Below are 2,193 nucleotides of genomic sequence, written 5' to 3'. Positions count from 1 at the left end.
GCAAAAGCCAAAGCAATGGATCGTTCCGGTAATCTTTAAAATGAAACAGCACGTCGCCCAACAAATAAATGGCAAAACCAAGGGGGCTGCCCACCCCATACCATTTACTGTAATAAAATTTAGTAGTCTCCATGTATTTGGTTTTGGCTGATGCTAATGTACAGCTATTATTGATTTAAAGAAACCCGGCTCATTGCTATTCTCATTTATTATTACTTACTTTGTTTTACAAAGTACTTTTATATGTTAAAATTCCATAAAGGCTACTTTATTGCAGCTTTTCTCCTGTTTATTACCGAAATAATCATCGCCCTATACCTGCACGATGGCCTTATCCGCCCATACATTGGTGATTTTTTAGTGGTGATATTGCTGTATTGTTTTGTAAAAAGCTTTTTCAACCTACCGGTGCTGCTTACTGCAGGCGGGGTATTATTATTTGCCTATAGTGTAGAGGTCTCCCAATATTTTCATTTGGTAAAGGTACTGGGCTTACAACATTCAAGACTGGCAAAAATATTGCTGGGCACTTCTTTTTCGTTAATGGATATGGTGGTGTATACGCTGGGCATCGTTTTGATTATTGTTGCGGAGAATCTCAGGCTAAGCCTAAAGAAATTCTAATTTTATATGGAAAAATATTTTGTTGATCAGAATTCTATCGTCCGGAAGATTTGGGGTAAGTCGGATACTGTCCTTTTTATATTCGCCGGAGCGGCCGCTGAATTTGCACTGAATAAAGCCGTAGATTGGCTATACTTCACTGGCCGGCTCCCAGCAGATCCTCTCGCTCGTCTATTCTCCACCGTTGAATACGCGGGCCAGATCATCTTCTCTGAAGAGCAAAAAGCGCTTTCATCTATCGACCGAATAACTGCCATTCACCAGGATGTGGAAAAAAAAAGGCAGGACAAAATTCCGGATTGGGCGTATCGCGATGTCTTATACCTGTTAATTGATTATTCGATCTGTTCGTATGAATTATTGGAAACTAAACTGACAGACGAAGAAAAAACTGAAGTTTTTGAGGTCTTTCTTCGCGTAGGTCACCGTATGCAACTGGCAGGTTTACCTGGTAATTATAGCCAGTGGAGGCTCTCAAGGGAAGAACATCTGCAAGAAAATTTGGTTAAAAGTGAGTTTACAAACGACCTTTATCGCCAATATAAAAAGCACCTCGGCGTTACCCGGTATAACATTTTAAAGCAGGTACAATTTAAGCTGGCGCCTGCCCGGGTAAGCCATTTATTAGGCCTGAAAAACAAACATTGGCTGATGCCAATGTTAAAAATATATAAACTGTTAAGGATAGTAAAGTTCGATACCTGGTTAAAAAGCACCCTTCTGCCTGCTGCTTATAAAGCACGCATTTTGAATCTCGATGTAAAATAGGCCTTAAAAAACAAACCCCGGCTCAAATATAAGCCAACTGTAAAACAGTTAGTTACATTTAAGCCAGGATAAATAATTAATTCAGGAAGATCAAATAGCGCAAACAACCTTTCAGCTTTTCGCCTTTAACCTTTCGCCCCGAAGAAACTACCAGCCAGAGCCTTTTTTAGCATTGCCGTTTGCGATATGTTCTTCAGCGGCTGCTTTACCCATTATGGCTGCCATTTTGTTACCTGCTGCATCTGTTCCTGTTGCAATGTACCTTCCTGACTTAATATCGATAACCGGATCGATCATTGGTACATTCTTTGTTTTTGTTTTTACTGAGTAAGCAGTAATTCCGTTTGTTGTTGCCATGATAAGTTTTTTTTAGTTAACCCAATTGGGGGGTAAATTGTTTTTATATTTTGTTTTTTATTGTGAAATTTATGAAGCATAAACTAACACAAACTTGCGGCAAGTTATATATTTATACGTAACAAACAACATTGATTGGATATTTGTTATTAACATGATTTTAATATCCGCTTCGCTTTAAAGATTTGGTTTTATTACCAATTAGTATTAGTTTAACCGCATCAAAACAATTTAAAATGAAAAACAGAGATTCGAGTATCCTTTACCTGGTATTGGGTATTTACGCACTAATGATAAACTGGTACTATAACCATAACCTCATCCTTTTATTACTGGGTTACATTTTTTGGCCATTATACCTCATCTACGAATTGCTCACGGGCGGCCTCTCCGCCGGCATGTGGAAAGAGATTCCACTGTCATATTTCAAGTAAGTTGGTAAAG

4 protein-coding genes are annotated in these 2,193 nt (G+C 38.5%); 3 read left to right on the top strand and 1 reads right to left on the bottom strand.

The genetic code is table 11. The annotated features are described in order from the left end of the window. The first annotated feature begins 243 nt into the window (after positions 1 to 243). Positions 244 to 624, top strand: a complete 381-nt coding sequence (locus QZY09_RS21600) for a DUF2809 domain-containing protein (protein ID WP_295675987.1) — start codon at positions 244 to 246, stop codon at positions 622 to 624. A gap of 6 nt (positions 625 to 630) precedes the next feature. Beyond that, a complete protein-coding gene (locus QZY09_RS21595; RefSeq protein WP_295675984.1) occupies positions 631 to 1,392 on the top strand; it encodes an oxygenase MpaB family protein in 762 nt (253 codons plus the stop codon). 147 nt (positions 1,393 to 1,539) lie between these two features. Here the strand turns inward: QZY09_RS21595 and QZY09_RS21590 are convergent, their stop codons facing one another. Further along, a complete protein-coding gene (locus tag QZY09_RS21590) occupies positions 1,540 to 1,749 on the bottom strand; it encodes a hypothetical protein (RefSeq protein WP_096352116.1) in 210 nt (69 codons plus the stop codon). Between the two features lie 236 nt (positions 1,750 to 1,985). Here QZY09_RS21590 and QZY09_RS21585 point away from each other — a divergent pair, with 236 nt between their 5' ends. Next, positions 1,986 to 2,183, top strand: a complete 198-nt coding sequence (locus QZY09_RS21585) for a hypothetical protein (protein ID WP_295675981.1) — start codon at positions 1,986 to 1,988, stop codon at positions 2,181 to 2,183. The last annotated feature ends 10 nt before the right edge of the window (positions 2,184 to 2,193 follow it).

The organism is uncultured Mucilaginibacter sp., assembly GCF_903913935.1.
Classification (GTDB): Bacteria; Bacteroidota; Bacteroidia; order Sphingobacteriales; family Sphingobacteriaceae; genus Mucilaginibacter.
Note: the sequence above shows the minus strand (reverse complement) of the source record. Positions and strands in the feature narration are given on the sequence as shown.

Coding starts and splice junctions, on each gene's coding strand:
- QZY09_RS21590 (WP_096352116.1), bottom strand. CDS start 1,749: ATGGCAACAACAAACGGAATTACTGCTTACTCAGTAAAAACAAAAACA.
- QZY09_RS21585 (WP_295675981.1), top strand. CDS start 1,986: ATGAAAAACAGAGATTCGAGTATCCTTTACCTGGTATTGGGTATTTAC.
- QZY09_RS21600 (WP_295675987.1), top strand. CDS start 244: ATGTTAAAATTCCATAAAGGCTACTTTATTGCAGCTTTTCTCCTGTTT.
- QZY09_RS21595 (WP_295675984.1), top strand. CDS start 631: ATGGAAAAATATTTTGTTGATCAGAATTCTATCGTCCGGAAGATTTGG.